The 14,872-nt window shown below is 68.2% G+C and carries 7 protein-coding genes and 1 pseudogene; 4 read left to right on the top strand and 4 right to left on the bottom strand.

The features are described 5' to 3' along the window. Window positions 1–56: 56 nt before the first annotated feature. A pseudogene (locus tag H7U32_RS10750) lies at window positions 57–1,784 on the bottom strand (glycoside hydrolase family 3 N-terminal domain-containing protein); the annotation flags it as partial. A 221-nt stretch (window positions 1,785–2,005) separates the two neighbouring features. On the opposite strand from H7U32_RS10750, the gene H7U32_RS05135 reads away from it, so the two are divergent. Continuing rightward, a complete protein-coding gene (locus tag H7U32_RS05135; RefSeq protein ID WP_204468674.1) occupies window positions 2,006–2,590 on the top strand; it encodes a TetR/AcrR family transcriptional regulator in 585 nt (194 codons plus the stop codon). A 95-nt stretch (window positions 2,591–2,685) separates the two neighbouring features. Then, complete coding sequence (locus H7U32_RS05130) at window positions 2,686–4,065, top strand: class I SAM-dependent rRNA methyltransferase (RefSeq protein ID WP_204468672.1); 1,380 nt, start codon at window positions 2,686–2,688, stop codon at window positions 4,063–4,065. A gap of 121 nt (window positions 4,066–4,186) precedes the next feature. Here H7U32_RS05130 and H7U32_RS05125 read toward each other — a convergent pair whose 3' ends face one another. The 3 genes from H7U32_RS05125 to nrdD all read right to left on the bottom strand — a co-directional run bounded on the left by H7U32_RS05125 (window position 4,187) and on the right by nrdD (window position 12,717). Continuing rightward, window positions 4,187–9,211 carry a 2-hydroxyacyl-CoA dehydratase gene (locus H7U32_RS05125; protein WP_204468670.1) on the bottom strand — a complete coding sequence of 1,675 codons (5,025 nt, stop codon included), beginning with the start codon at window positions 9,209–9,211 and terminating at the stop codon, window positions 4,187–4,189. Window positions 9,212–9,447: 236 nt separating this feature from the next. Next, the gene (gene nrdG, locus H7U32_RS05120; RefSeq protein ID WP_204468668.1) at window positions 9,448–10,170 is read right to left on the bottom strand and encodes an anaerobic ribonucleoside-triphosphate reductase activating protein; all 723 of its coding nucleotides are present in this window, start codon (window positions 10,168–10,170) and stop codon (window positions 9,448–9,450) included. A gap of 156 nt (window positions 10,171–10,326) precedes the next feature. Next, a complete protein-coding gene (nrdD, locus tag H7U32_RS05115; protein ID WP_204468666.1) occupies window positions 10,327–12,717 on the bottom strand; it encodes an anaerobic ribonucleoside-triphosphate reductase in 2,391 nt (796 codons plus the stop codon). Window positions 12,718–13,168: 451 nt separating this feature from the next. Between nrdD and xseA the strand changes: the two genes are divergently transcribed. Both xseA and H7U32_RS05105 read left to right on the top strand, forming a co-directional pair. Further along, on the top strand, window positions 13,169–14,434 hold the full coding sequence (xseA, locus tag H7U32_RS05110) for an exodeoxyribonuclease VII large subunit (RefSeq protein ID WP_239457528.1): 1,266 nt from the start codon (window positions 13,169–13,171) through the stop codon (window positions 14,432–14,434). 80 nt (window positions 14,435–14,514) lie between these two features. Further along, window positions 14,515–14,856 (top strand): exodeoxyribonuclease VII small subunit, encoded by a 342-nt coding sequence (locus tag H7U32_RS05105; RefSeq protein ID WP_204468663.1) that lies wholly within the window; start codon window positions 14,515–14,517, stop codon window positions 14,854–14,856. Window positions 14,857–14,872 lie beyond the last annotated feature (16 nt).

Genomic DNA, 14,872 nt, shown 5'->3' with positions numbered 1-14,872 from the left:
GTCTGACGCTAGGTCGTCCACACCGCCGACCCGCAGCGCACGGATCCGGCGCCACGGATGTCCCGCGCGGAGACCCCGACCTCGACGGTGGCCTCGCCGGGCTCGACGTGCCAGTCGTGGAAGCGGACGGACCAGTAGGCGAACGCGCGCTCGTCCAGGTCGATGGCCACAGTCGTGGATGCGCCGGCCTTGAGGGACACCTTCACGAAGCCCTTGAGCTCGTGCTTCGGGCGGGCGACCTCCTGCCGGCCGGGGGCGACGTACACTTGCACGGTCTCGGCGCCGTCCACGGCGGATGTGTTGGTCACGGTGGCGGTGACGCGCGCGGTGTTGGCGCCGGTCTTGGCCACCCGCACGTCGGTGACATCGAAGCTGGCGTAGCTCAGGCCATAGCCGAACGGGTAGTCGACGTCCACGCCGTAGGTGTCGTAGTAGCGGTAGCCGACGAACACGCCCTCGCCGTAGTCCACATGCCCTTCCTCGCCGGGCCAGTTGAGCATGCTCGGATCGTCCTCCAGGCGCATCGGGATGGTCTGGGCGAGCTTGCCGGAGGGACTCACGTCACCCAGGATCACGTCGGCAAGCGCGGCGCCGCCGGCCTGGCCGAGCAGCCTCGGCCTCGAGGGCGGGGTTGGCGGGCTCCAGGTCGAGGGTGAAGCCGGGAGCGAAGTCATAATCCACGCCGCGCGCGGCGATCGCGTCGAGGAAGGAGGTCTTCCTCGTGGGGGTGATATGCGAGGAGCCGCCGCCCTGGTAGCGCGGAGTGCGGGCGAACTCGCCGATGACGGCGACCTTGGCGCCGGCCTTGAGCGGCAGGACGCCGCCTTCGTTCCTGAGCAGCACGATGGATTCACGGGCGGCGCGGCGTGCGGTCTCGTCGTGGGCGTTCACGTCGTAGCGGAAGCCCTCGCGTTCCATGGCGGGGCGGGCCTTCTCATAGAGGTCGAGCATGCCCTGGGCCATCGCGTCGAGCTGTGCCTGGTCGAGGCGCCCCTCGCGGGCGGCGTACACCACCTGGTCGTCGGTGAAGCTCGGCGGCATCTCCAGGTTGAGGCCGGCGTCGAGCGCGGCGACGCGGTCGTGCACGGCGCCCCAGTCGCTCATCACGATGCCGTCGAAGCCCCACTCCTTGCGCAGCACATCGGTGAGCAGCCAATGGTTCTGGGAGGCGTGCTCGCCGTTGACCTTGTTGTACGCGCACATGAGGGTCCACGGCTTGGCGGTTTTGACGATGTGCTCGAAGGCGGGCAGGTAGATCTCGCGCAGGGCGCGTTCGGAGATGCGCGCGTCAATGCGCAGGCGGTCGGTCTCCTGGTTGTTGGCCGCGTAGTGTTTGAGCGAGGTGCCCACGCCCTGGGACTGCACGCCCTCGACGATGCCCGCGGCCTCGTGGCCGGCAAGGTACGGGTCCTCGGACCAGTATTCGAAGCAGCGGCCGCCGAGCGGATTGCGCTTGATGTTCACGCCAGGGCCCAGGATCACGGCGACCTTCTCCTGCACGCATTCCTCGCCCATCGCCACGCCGACCTCGCGCACGAGCTCCGGGTTCCAAGAGCTGGCCAGACCGGCCGCCGGCGGGAAGCAGGTGGCGGGCACGGAGGCGTTGAGGTCGGTGCTCCCGGTGGTGTCGGCCAGCGCCTTGCGCAGGCCGTGGGGTCCATCGGTGATCATGTATCCGGGCACGCCCTTGGCCTCGATGCCCTGCAGATGCCAGGCGTCGCCGCCCGAGGTCAGGAGGCCTTCTCCTCCAGGGTGAGGTCCTTGACGGTGATGCGTTCGGTCATATGCGTCCTCGCTTTCTTGCGGATGTCGTGCGCTACGTCATTGTGCGCCGCGGTGCGCGGCCCCGGCAGGACTGACCTACCGTTCGGTAGGTACCTTACCAAAGCCCGCCCTCACAGCGCAACCCGCACCCCGGCGTCCGGCGCACACGCCACGGAGGACGGCCGGCCGCACAGCATGGGAGAATCGTAGGCAGCGCAGTTCCTGGACGAAGGAAGTCACCATGCCTGATCCCACCGCCGACACCGGCAGCCGCGCCGCGATCCTCGACGCGGCGGTCGAATCCTTCGGCACGCTCGGCTACTACGGCACGTCCCTGCAGCGCATCGCCAACGCCGTGGGACTGACCAAGGCCGGAGTGCTCCACCATGTGGGCAGCAAGGAGGGGTTGCTGCGCCTGGTGCTCGACGAGCGTTACGACCGTGAGACGCTGGACTTCACCTGCGCGATGGCGCGGCGCGAACGGCCGCTCATCGCCGAGATGTGGCGCGGCATCGTCTCCATCAACGCGCGCCGCCCCGCGCTGGTGCACATGTTCTCCACGCTGAGCGCGGAGGCGCTCGACCCCGGTCATCCTGCGCACGACTACTTCGAACGGCGTGAACGGCAGATTGTGGACACGGCGCTCACCATCCGCTGGCAGGTGCCGGCGGGTACGGATGTGGCCAAGCTGCTGGCCACAGGCTTCGCCGCGATGGACGGCGTACAGCTGCGCTGGCTGCGCGCGCCCGGCCGGGACCTGGTGGCGATGTGGGCGGACTGCGAGGACACGCTCATGCCCCTGCCCGTCTGGGAGGGCTACCGCTGAGCGGCATGATTCGGCGAGCGCCCTTCGCCTGCTTCCGCCCAAGGCCGCACCGGCCGGTATAATGGCGCCGTTTGCCGCCAGCCAAGGAGCCCGTCATGAAATCGCATCGTCCCTACCCGACCGCCACCGTCACCCCGAAGGCCGAGAAGGCACTGCGCGGCGGTCATCCGTGGGTGTATGGCGCGGAGGTCGTCGCGTTGGCGGCGCCCGCCGGCGAGAACGGCGCCGCCCGCGCCATCGGGCCGGATGAGGTGCCCGACGGCGCGTATGTGGACGTGGCGAACGCGAAGGGCGCCTATCTGGGCACCGGGTTCATCTCCCACGGCTCGAAGATCCGCATCCGCCTGGTCACGCACAATGCGAACGACCGCATGGACGCCGCGTTCTGGGAGCGCAAGGCCGCCTGGGCGTGGGATTACCGCCGCCAGGTGCTCGGCGACGTGGACGCGACCGCCTGCCGCATGCTGTTCTCCGAGGCCGACGGCTTCCCGGGTCTGGTGGTGGATCGCTTCGGCGACGTGCTCGTCACGCAGACGCTGTCGCTGGGCATGGAGCGGCTCAAACCGGTGGTGTTCCCGGCGATCGTACACGCGCTGGCCAAGGCCGGCGTGGCGATCCGCGGCATCTACGAGCGCAACGACGTGGCCGCCCGCTCCCACGAGGGACTGGGGCCGACCTGCGGCTGGTGGCCGATGGACGGCGCAGACGGCGGGGCCATCGTCCCCGATCCGGCGACTCCGGGCGCGATGGCGCCGCTGGATGCCGTCCCCTCCCCCGACCCCGACGCCACCGCCTACGGGCCGGCGGAGGTCGAGATCGTGGAGAACGGCGTGCGCTATCACGTGGACGTGGCGCGCGGGCAGAAGACCGGCTTCTTCCTCGACCAGAAGTACAACCGTCGCGCGGTGGCGAAGCTGGCGCACGGCCGGCGTGTGCTCGACTGCTTCACGCACACCGGCTCCTTCGCGCTCAATGCGGTGGCCGGCGGCGCCGCGCACGTCACCGCGGTGGACATCTCCGCCCCGGCGATCGAGATGGCCAAGCGCAACGCGCGGCTCAACGGTTTCATGGCCGAGGGCGCCGACGAGGGCGAACGCATCGACTTCCGCACCGAGAATGTGTTCGGCCTGCTCACCGACCTGGAGGCGAGCCACCGCAAGGACTACGACTTCATCATCCTCGATCCGCCGGCGTTCACGAAGTCGCGGCGCACCGTGGATTCCGCGGCCCGCGGCTACAAGGACATCAACCTGCGGGCCCTGAAGGCACTGCCGCGCGGCGGCTACCTGGCCACCGCCTCCTGCTCGCATTTCATGGACACGGAGCGCTTCCGCCGCATGTTGTGGTCGGCGGCGCGCGACGCCGGCGTGCAGCTGCGACAGATCGAGGAGCGTCAGCAGGCGCCCGACCATCCGATCGTGTGGGGCATCCCGGAGACCGACTACCTGAAGTTCTTCATCTTCCAGGTCGTGTGAGCCGCGTTGGGGCCTTGTAAGGAGGCCTTCGGGACAGAATCGCTGCATCAACTGGACGGCCTCTGTCGCTGACCAGGCTTGTGGGCCGCCGCCCCGCCATGCGGGAGCGACGGCCGACGGCTCAGACCGCGGCCTCCATATCCGGCGCGGCCTCGCCCTCGCGCTCATGCTCGCGCTTGGCGGCAGCCTTCTTGGCCGCGGCGATCATGAGCTTGATGCGGTTGAGCTGGTTCGCCTCGGAGGAGCCCGGGTCGTAGTCGATGCTCACGATGTTCGCCTCGGGGTGCAGGCGCCGGATCTTGCCGAACATACCGCGGCCGGTCACATGGTTGGGCAGGCAGGCGAAGGGCTGCGCGCACACCACGTTCGGGCAGCCGGATTCGATGAGCTCCAGGATCTCGGCCGTCAGCAGCCAGCCTTCGCCGGCCTGCACGCCCAGGGAGGTCACGGTCTGCGCCATCTGCGCGAGCTCGGTCATGGTGGCGTCCTGCTGGAACTTGCCGTGCGCCAGCTCGAGCGCCTTGCGCACCGGCTTCACATACGCCTCGAAGCCCTTGCGCATGATCCACTTGCCCAGGTCGGAGCCGCCCTTGCCCAGGTAGTGCTTCTCCCACTCGTGCGTGTACAGGTGGGTGGTCATGAACTCCATGATGCCGGGCACCACGGCCTCGCAGTCCTGCGATTCGATGACGTCCACCAGATGGTTGTTCGCGTCCGGGTGGTACTTGACCAGGATCTCGCCGACCACGCCCACGCGCGGCTTGCGCGGCATATCCTTCAGCGGCAGTGCGTCGAAGGAGCGCACGATCTCGCGCGCCAGCTTCGGGTACGGCAGGTAGCCCTTGGCCGCGCCAAGCCTGCGCCGGGCGGTCGCGGAGAAGCCGTGGTGCTCGATGGTCTCGCGCGCGATGGTATCCCACATCTCGTAGAGACGGTCGGCGGAGCCGGGCTCTGCCTCGTAGGGGTGCACGCGGCGCAGGCACTTCATGAGCAGGTCGCCGATCACCAGCGCCTTGAGCGCGCGGGCGGCCAGCGTGGGCGTGGCCTTGAAGCCGGGGTTGTCCTCGAAGCCCTGCACGGACAGCGCGATGACCGGCACCTGCGGATAACCGGCGTCGATCAGCGCCTTGCGGATCAGGCCGAAGTAGTTGGTGGCGCGGCACATGCCGCCGGTCTGCGTGATTGCCAGCGCCACACGGTCCGGGTCGTACTTGCCCTGGATGATCGCGTCGACCATCTGGCCCACCACCATGATCGCCGGGTAGCAGGCGTCGTTGTTCACGTATTTGAGGCCGGTCTCCACATCCTCGCGGCTCGCCGTGCGCAGCACGTCGAACTTGTAACCGCCGGACCGGATCGCCGCCTCGACGAGCGAGAAGTGGATCGGACTCATCTGCGGCGCCACGATCGTGTAGTCCTTCTTCATGTCCTTGCCGAAGGGGATGCGGTTGGCGTAGCGGCTCATCGTCGCGTTGTTGTGGCCGGAGCGGCTGGCGGCGCCGGCGGCGGGGCTGCCGTCGGCGTTGACCTCGGGCACGGCCGCGCCCTCCTTGGCGGCGCGGCGGGCGGCCTCGCGCACGCGGTCGGTGAGCTTGGGGTTGTCGGCCATCGTCGCGTTGAGCATGACCTGGCGGCCGGGGGTCGGCGCCTGGGAGCCGGTTCTGCGGAACCCGTCGCCGTCGGTGCGTGCGGCCTGCTCGCGGGCCTCGTCGGCGCGGCGGCGGGCCGCATCGAACGCGGCCTGCGCCTTCGCCAGGTCGGCCTGCGCGCTGGCCAAGTCGGCCTCGGCGCGGGCGGCGGCATCGGACGCAGCTGCGGACACATCGGAACCGGCGGTGTCGGCGGCCTTGGCGGCGCGCGCGGCCTCGCGGGCCTTGTTCGCCTCGCGCTCCTCGACCGCGGCCTTGAGCGAGCGCAGACGGATCTTGGCGGCGCCCAGGTTGGACACCTCGTCGATCTTGAGCATCGTGTACACGTCGGCCTTGTCGGCCAGGATCTCGGAGACCTGGTCGGTGGTGATGGCGTCGAGGCCGCAGCCGAAGGAGTTGAGCTGCACGAGCTCGAGCCCCGGGTAGGAGGCCACGAAGTTCGCGGCCGCGTACAGGCGCGCATGGTAGGCCCACTGGTTGGTCACGCGCAGCGGCATGCGGGTGACGGTGCGGTCGCCCACATGGCGGAAGCCGGCGGCGTTCTTCGCCCGCGGATCCGGCTCGCCCTCGGACAGGAACGCCGTCAGGTCGAGCTTCTCCCCCGGCTGCAGCTCGCACACGGAGTCCTCGGAGAGCACCACCATGCCCAGGGAGCAGATGGTCTCGGGGATGCCGTGGTTGATCTCAGGGTCGATGTGGTAGGGGCGGCCCGCGAGCACGATGCCGCGGCAGTCGTGCTCCTTCATGTAGGCGAGCGCGCGCAGGCCCTCCTGCTGCACGTCGTTCTTGAACACCTTGTCCTCGGCGTAGGCGGCTTTGACGGCCGTCTCGGCCTCCTCGCGGGTGACGCCGGCCCAGGCGAACTCCTCGACGATGCGGTCGACCATGAGGTCGTGGTCCGCCAGGTTGAAGTACGGGTGCATGTAGCGGATGCCGGGTTCGCGCAGCTCGGGCATGTTCGCGCCGATGACGAGCGGGTAGTTGGCCACGATCGGGCAGTTGTAGTGGTTGTCCGTGTGGTCCACGAGGTTCTCCTCGTAGGCGACGCACGGATAGAAGATCGTCTTGACGCCTTTGTTGAGCAGCCACTTGATGTGCCCGTGGGCGAGCTTGGCCGGGTAGCAGATGTTCTCCGAGGCGATCGACTCGATGCCGGTTTCGAACAGCTCGTGGCTGGAACGGCCGGAGATCACCACCTTGAAGCCCAGGCTGGTCAGCAGCGTGAACCAGAACGGGTAGTTCTCGTACATGTTCAGCGCGCGCGGGATGCCGATCTCGCCGCGCGTGGCCTTCTTGTCCGTGAGCCTGCGGTAGGCGAAGCACCGCTTGTACTTGTAGTCGTACAGGTTCGGCCGGTCGGAGCGCTGCCGCTTGGCGTCGCCGCCGCGTTCGCAGCGGTTGCCGGTCACGTAGCGCGAGCCGTCCGCGAAGGTGGTGATCGTGAGCTTGCAGTGGTTCTGGCACAGCTTGCACACGTCGCGCTCGGTGGTCATGGTCAGGGTGTCGAGCGCCTCGCCGGACAGGATGGCGGAGGCGGTGTGCCGCACCCCGTCGACCACGACGGTGCGGGCCTCGGCGCCGGAGCCGGTGGGCTTGAAGCCGTCCGCGTCCCCGGCGGGCGCGGAGCCGCCGTCAGCTGTCACCATCTCGTTCTGGTCCTCGGCCACGTCCTGGTAGTGCATGCGGGCGGTGAGGGCGGCGCCGTACGCGCCCATCAGGCCGGCGATGTTCGGACGGGTGACCTCGCGGCCGGTGAGCAGCTCGAAGGCGCGCAGCACCGCGTCGTTGAGGAAGGTGCCGCCCTGGACCACGACGGTGTCGCCGAGTTCGCCGGAGTCGCGCAGCTTGATCACCTTGTACAGCGCGTTGCGCACCACGGAGTAGCACAGGCCGGCGGCGATGTCCTCGATGGACGCGCCCTCCTTCTGCGCCTGCTTGACCGAGGAGTTCATGAACACGGTGCACCGCGAGCCCAGGTCCACCGGGCGTGTGGAGGCGAGCGCCTTCTGGGTGAATTCCTCGATGCTCAGGCCCATCGACATCGCAAAGGTCTGGAGGAAGGAGCCGCAGCCGGAGGAGCAGGCCTCGTTGACGGCGATCGAGTCGATGACGCCGTCGGCGACGGCCAGGTACTTCATGTCCTGGCCGCCGATGTCGATGACGGCGGTGACGCCGGGGCTGACCATCTCGGCGCCGCGGTAGTGGGCCATCGTCTCGACCACGCCCTCGTCCAGGTGCAGGCCGGTGGTGATGAGGCCTTCGCCGTAGCCGGTGGCGCAGGCGCGTGCGATCCACGCGCCCGCCGGCAGCTGGCTCTGGATGGCCTTGACGATGCCGATGGCGGCGGTCAGCGGGCTGCCCTCGTTGTTGGCGTAGCTGGACCAGACGATCTCGCGGTCGTCGTTGACCAAGGTGGCCTTGATCGTGGTGGAGCCCGCGTCGATGCCGAGGAAGTGCGGGCCCGACGCTCCTTCGAGCGTGCCGATGTGGACATGCTCGCGGTGGTGACGTTCGTCGAAGGCCTTCCGGTCCGCCTCGGTGGGGAACAGCGGCGGCATGTGCGGGGTGTTCGAGGGAAGGTTCTCGAGCTCGTCGAGGCGGGCGAGGATGTCCGCGCAGGTGCGCGGATCGTAATGCTCGCCGTCCATGTCGATGCCCTCGGGCTTGCCGGCCACGAGCGCGGCGCCGTAAGCCACGTAGAGGTGGGCGTCGGTGGGGACGATGAACTCGTCCACCTTGCCGTCGAGGGCGCGCTGGAACGCGGCGCGCAGCTCGCTCATGAAGAACAGCGGGCCGCCGAGGAAGATGACGGTGCCGTGGATGGGCCGGCCGGAGGCCAGGCCGGCGATGGTCTGCGTGGCCACGGCGGTGAAGATGGAGGCCGCCAGATCGGGCTTGGCGGCGCCGTCGTTGATCAGGGGCTGCAGGTCGGTTTTCGCGAAGACGCCGCAGCGGGAGGCGATCGGGTACAGGGTCTGGTAGTGGCTGGCCATCTCGTTGAGGCCGGCGGCGTCGGTGTCCAGCAGCGTGGACATCTGGTCGATGAACGCGCCGGTGCCGCCCGCGCACGAGCCGTTCATGCGCTGTTCCGGCGTGGGCTTCAGGTACGTGATCTTGGCGTCCTCGCCGCCGAGCTCGATGATGACGTCCGCCTGCGGATACTCCGCGTCGATGGCCTCGGTCTCGGCGATGACCTCCTGGACGAAGGGGACGTGCAGCTGGTCCGCCAGCGCGAGGCCGCCGGAGCCGGTGATGGCCAGGCGGATGGGGGCGTCGCCGCGGCCGAGCTGGTCGAGCTTGGCATGGATGTCCGTCAGCAGGCCCTGTACGGTGGCGCGCACGTTGGCGTGGTGGCGGCGGTAGTCGGAGAACAGCGTGGCGTCCAAAGAATCGGTCTGGTCGAGCACGACGGCCTTGACCGTGGTCGAGCCGATGTCCAGTCCCACGCGCAGCGGCATGGTGCCCGCGGAGCTCATGGTGGTTGCCTTCTCAGTCATGCATTCCTCTGTCTGTCCGTCTTCCGGAAGGAAGGTGCCCGAGGGGCCTGCGGCCAGGAGGCCTGCGGCGGCGCGGGGACGACTGCGTCATCGTCGTCCTGGGCCTCGTGCGGGGCACGCTGCGTCCGGTTGCTGCTATGTAATGTAGTCCGACTCCCGGTCCACGGCGCATCCGGGCGACGTGATTTCGCCCACAGAATGCATAACCTGTCGTGCGGACCGAGCCACGGCGCGTGTCACGACGACGTGCTTTTGCCGGATTCGCGGTCCTTGAGGTAGATCTCGGGGATGTCGCGCTCCTGGTCGTGGAGCCTGGCCCAGACGACGGGTCCGCCGGCCTCCAGCGACCTAGGCACGTCGAGGATGCGCTGGTTGGAGGAGCCGCGGAACTGCAGCAGCGAATCCTTGAGCGTCTTGATGTAGCGGCCGTCCACAAGCACGTCGATGAGTTCCAGCAGCTCGCGCTTGTCCGGCGTCTCGCCGGGGCGCATGAGCTCCTCCCACGTGTAGCCGGTCCAGCACCAGAGGTCCTTGGCATGGCCGAATTCGGCGCGGATGCGGCGGGCCAGCGGCACGAGCACCGGTGTGGCGAGCATCGGCTCGCCGCCCAGGAAGGTGAGACCCTGGATGTAGCCGGGCCGCAGGTCCTCGATGATCCGGTCCTCGAGTCGCTGCGTGTACTCGTGGCCGGCCTGGAAGTCCCAGATCGAGGCGTTGAAGCAGCCCTCACAGTGGAACGGGCATCCGGAGACGTACAGGGAGTTGCGCACGCCCTCGCCGTCGGTGACGACGACGGTCTTGTAGTCGGCGATCATGTTGCGGAACATGCGCCGGCCGTCCCATTGGCCGGCGCGGGGGTCGTTGCACAGTCCCCCGGACGGCACGGACGGCCCGCGGCCGGTCTCCCCTTCGGCGAAGTCGCGGCGGGGCGCGTCGGTTCTCACGGTGGTGACGGGCATGGCATCTCCTTTGCTTCGGCTTCCGCGCCGGCGGCCTGGCCTGCGTGCGGATGCGCGAGGGGCGGCCGCCATGCAGGCGACCGCCCCTCGCCGGTCGTGTCCCATCTTAGGCGCCCGGCCTGTCTTCCTCGGCCGGGTCCCCGCGATGGGTGTGGGTCACTTGGCCTCTTCGAACCATTCGCGGGTCTCGCCGTCAGCCAGCGTGACCTTGCCGGTGGAACCGCTCATGTGCTTGACGCGGTGGGCGATCTCCTCGTGGCGGCCGTGGACCATCGGGCGCTGCACCGGGGAGCCGAGGTAGCCGCAAGTGCGCTTGGTCACATTGCACTTGTCCGGGTCGGAGTTGCCGCACTCCGGGCACTTGAAGCCCTCCTCGGTGGGCTCGAAGTCGCCCTGGAAGCCGCAGACGAAGCAGTGGTCGATCGGCGTGTTCGTGCCCAGGTAGCCGATGCCGATGTTGTAGGCGTAGTCCCACACGGCTTCGAGCGCCTTCGGGTTGTCCTGCAGGCACGGGTACTCGCAGTAGTTGATGAAGCCGCCGGAGGCGTAGTACGGGAAGTCCTTCTCGAAGTTGAGCTTCTCCATCGGGGTGGGCTGCAGCCACACCGGGTAGTGGAAGGAGTTCGTGTAGAAGTCGTGGTCGGTCACGCCGTCGACGACGCCGAACTTCTCGCGGTCCATGCGGTTGAAGCGGTCGGTGAGCGACTCGGCCGGCGTGGAGTACACCGAGTAGTGGTAGCCCTCGGCCTTGCTCCACTGCTTGCACAGCTCGTTCATGCGCTTGACGATGGACAGCGCGAACTCCTTGCCCTCCGGGTCCCAGCCGTGGTCGCGGATCCAGTTCTTGCCGTAGAACACGGCGGTGGTCTCCGCCAGTCCGATGTAGCCCAGGGACACGGTGGCACGCTCGTTCTTGAACAGCGTGTCCACGTTGTCGTTCGCGCCGAGGCGGCCGAAGGCGCCGTAGCGGAACAACGTGGGCGCGTTGACCGGGGTGGCCTGCTTGCAGCGCATGATGCGGTACTGCAGCGCCTGGTGGGCGACCTCCATGCGCTCCTCGAAGATCTTCCAGAAGCGCTGCTTGTCGCCGCGGGACTCGAGGGCGATGCGCGGCACGTTCACCGTCACCACGCCCAGGTTCATGCGGCCGTCCTCCTCGTCCTCGCCGGTCGTCGGGTTGATCCAGCCCTGCAGGAAGGAGCGGCAGCCCATCGGCGCCTTGAAGGAACCGGTGATCTTGACGATGTTCTCGTAGAACACCACGTCCGGGTACATGCGCTTGGTCGCGCATTCGAGCGCCAGCTGCTTCAGGTCGTAGTTCGGGTCGCCCGGGTCGGCGTTCACGCCGTGCTTGACGGTGAACACGAGCTTCGGGAAGATCGGGGTGTGGTGCTCCTTGCCCAGGCCACGGATGCGGTTGAGCAGGATGGCGCGCTGGATCTCACGGGAGAACCAGTCGGTGCCCAGGCCGAAGCCCACGGTCACGAACGGGGTCTGGCCGTTGGAGACGCGGTTGGAGTTGATCTGGTACTCCATCGTCTGCATCGCGTCGTAGATGGCCTTGCGCGTGCGGATCTTGGCGAGGATCTCGCGCTCCTGCTCGAGCTCGTCGACGTCGTCGTGGAACGGGGTGTCCATCGGCAGCGGCTGGCGGGAGCCGAAGTGCAGCTTGGCCGGCTCGTTGCGCTTGGCGGACTCGACCTGGCGACGGGCGAATTCGACGGGCATGCCGTCGGGGATGGTTTCGCGGGCCTCCTCGAGGAACTTCTCGTAGTCCTTCTTCGCGTACTGCGCCAGATGCTCGTCGGCGCGGTTGGCGGTCTGGCCGCCGTACTGGCTCGAGGCCACGTCCTTCATGATCTGGGTGATCTGCGTGGCGGCGATCGCGATGGACTTCGGGGAGGCCATCGGCGCGTTGCCGAGGGTGAAGCCGTTGGCCAGCATGTCCCAGAAGTTGGGCAGCGAGCAGTTGGACTGCGCGGTGAACGGCGAATAGTCGGCGTCGTGGAAGTGGATGTCGCCCTTCATATGCGCGTTGGAGACGGCGTCCGGCAACATCGCGAAGGCGGTGGCTTTGGAGACGGCGCCGGCCAGCAGGTCGCGCTGCGTGGCGTAGACGTTGGAGTCCTTGTTGGCGTTCTCGTGGATGAGGGTCGGGTCGTGGTTGATGAAGCGGGCGACGGCCTCGTTCACGTCGGTGGCCTTGGCGCGCTGGATGTCCTTGTCCAGGCGGTAGTTGGTGTAGGCGCGGGCCACGTCGTACATATGCCCGTCGATGAGGGCGTGCTCCACGAGGTTCTGGATGTCCTCGATCTTGGCGGGGCCGGCGTAGCGCTCCTTGATCTCGCCTTCCACCTGGTCGGCGATGCCGCGGATGAACTGCTCCTCCTGCGGACCGACCTTCTTGTCGAGGTCGCCGAACGCGGACTTGACGGCCACGATGATGTTGACCGGATCGAAATCCACGATGCGGCCGTCACGCTTCTCGACCTTCACCCCTCCTGTGGATTGGGTGGATGCCACGGCTTGCATCATCTGAGTCTCCATCTCGACCTCGTTTCGACAAAAGATAGTTCGATAACAGCTCAGGCCGACCGTCCACACCCGCCGTCCGGCCGGGTCTGCGAAGGCCCTGCACGGAGGCCAAACCACATGGATGTGGTTCCGGTCGCCTCATGTACTGTACGACAACCCGCCCACTATATCTAGTGGCGACGCGCCGTCGAAACACTACCAGTAGTGCTTGAGGGGCTAAGTACCACCGAAACACGCGGTTGGGGGAGGTCGTGTGAAAAAGGTCACACGCCCCTCGTGGCGCGTCGGGTTGACGCCCCGGCGTATACCTGCCGGCAATCGATGCCTGCCTTCCACCGCTGCCTCCCTGCGGTCGCGGATCTTCCCCGGCCGCCATGCCGGCGTCGGTGACGCCATTGTCCCACCACAACGCGCGCACGGTATTTTTTTACCGGCTTTTCCCGCCGCACGTATCATGGTGGCCATGAGTTACCAGATGCACCAGGGACCGGCGCCCCGGCCGATGGACCAGCTGCCGAGGCTCGCCAGCGAGACCACGGCGGACAATCCATGGCCGGTGAGCGTGCTGAGCCAGAAGTTCCACATCGCGGTGGAGAAGTGGCCGGCGGCGTGGATCTGCGGGCAGATCACCGAGATCAACACGCGCCGCGCGGGCTCCGCCTATCTGACGGTGCGCGACGACTTCGAGGACATTGCGATCTCCGTCTCCGGCTGGCGTGCCTTCGCCGCGAAGGCCGCGCAGTTCCGCCAGGGCGACCGTGTGGTCATCCATGGCAAGGCCGATGTGTGGATGAAGCAGACGCGCCTGAGCTTCATCGGCGACGACATCCGCAAGATCGGCGCCGGCGGCCTCAAGGAGCAGATCGACGAGCTGCGCAAGAAGCTCAAGGGCGAGGGGTTGTTCGACCAGGAGAACAAGGTGCCGCTGCCCGAGTTCCCCCGGTGCATCGGGCTCATCTGCGCCCCGCAGGCGCGCGCCGAGGGCGACGTCATCACCAACGTGAACCTGCGGTGGCCGGCGGTCAGGTTCAAGGTGGTGCACACCCATGTGCAGGGCGAGCAGTGCCCGCCCGATGTGATCCGTGCGATCCGTCAGCTCGACGCGGATCCGGAGGTGGATGTGATCATCGTGGCCCGTGGCGGCGGCGCCTTCGAGGATCTGGTCGGTTTCTCCGACGAGGGCGTGGTGCGCGCCACCGCCGCCTGCGTCACGCCGATCATCTCCGCCATCGGCCACGAGGACGACTGGACGCTCATCGACCTGGCCGCCGACGTGCGCGCCTCCACGCCGACGGACGCGGCCAAGCGCGTGGTGCCGGATGTGCGCGAGCAGTGGCAGCTCGTGGACAACGCGATCGGCCGGATGCGCATGCGTGTCTCCGCCCGGGTGGACAGCGAGGTGCGGCTGGTGGAGGGGTATGCGAACCGTCCGAGCCTGACGCATCCGCTGACGATGCTGGACCCGCACCAGCGCCTGCTGGACGAGGCCCGGCAGCGCCTCGACGTGGGGCTGCGCCGGCTGGTGGACGATGCGGAGCGCACCGTCGAACGGGCGCATGCCACGCTCACCGCGATGAGCCCGCAGGCCACGCTGGACCGCGGCTATGCCGTCGTCCAAGCCGCCGACGGCCATGTGCTCGACGACGCGGCCCGCGTGAACCCCGGCGACGCGCTCACGCTGACACTGCGCCGCGGCGTCGTCACCGCCACCGCGACCGCCACCGCGTGAGCTTCGGCTCCGCGATCCCCTCCGACACCATTCCCACCAACACCATTCCATCAGCATCACACCCAGAGAAAGGAACGACGATGACGACACAGCAGGGCGCCACCACCGACGAGACGGCGCAGGAGGCCACGGCCGGCGAGCAGACGGCCCCCTCCCCCGCCTCGTCCCTCACCGACGCGGAGCGCGAGGCCATCGCGCGGATGCCGTATGAGGAGGCGCGCGACAAACTCATCCAGGCCGTGCAGACACTGGAGGCAGGAGGCCTCGACCTCGACCAGTCAATGCGCCAGTGGGAGATCGGCGAGGCGCTGGCCAAGCGCGCGCAGAGCCTGCTCAACGAAGTGCGCACCAAGCTCGACGCCGCGCAAAGCGCCCAGGCCGCCACCGCGGACACGGCCGGCACGCAGTCGAACCTCGGCTGAGCGGCACGCCGGATGG

The organism is Bifidobacterium pullorum subsp. saeculare (assembly GCF_016899725.1).
GTDB classification, from domain to species: domain Bacteria; phylum Actinomycetota; class Actinomycetes; order Actinomycetales; family Bifidobacteriaceae; genus Bifidobacterium; species Bifidobacterium pullorum_C.
The sequence above is the reverse complement of the archived record's forward strand: the minus strand, read 5'-3'. Positions and strand labels throughout refer to the sequence as shown.